This window comes from Caballeronia sp. GACF4, assembly GCF_023631025.1.
In the GTDB taxonomy this organism is placed as follows: domain Bacteria; phylum Pseudomonadota; class Gammaproteobacteria; order Burkholderiales; family Burkholderiaceae; genus Caballeronia.
Genome location: NZ_JALQDW010000048.1, coordinates 1 through 278, shown reverse-complemented (window position 1 = coordinate 278; position 278 = coordinate 1). Strand labels below are relative to the sequence as shown.

The 278-nt window shown below is 53.2% G+C and carries 1 protein-coding gene; it reads right to left on the bottom strand.

The window, feature by feature from the left end; translation table 11 throughout:
- Positions 1–278, bottom strand: a 278-nt coding sequence (locus NCR40_RS31035) for a hypothetical protein (RefSeq protein WP_250511799.1), incomplete at both ends; no start/stop codon positions are given.

The following is a 278-nucleotide window of genomic DNA, read 5'->3' as shown; positions in this document are numbered from 1 at the left end:
GTCCATCTGCGGCGGTTGAAAGCCTGACAACTCTTTGAACTTCGGCCTCAAAAAACTCGCTCTCCGAATCGGTCGACAGGGCATCTGCTCGACCTTCGCTCATGTACTGGATCTGAACTGAATTCGCTTCGTCTTGGCTGTTAATTTCTACCGAAAGATGATCTCCAATAGCCTGCCAAAGCTGCTTTTCCCAGTCCGCGAAATCCGAGAGGTAGTCTCCGCGAACATCTACAGCTCCTCTATCGACGAGCCGGTTAGCCCCCGCCGCTTCCATAGCC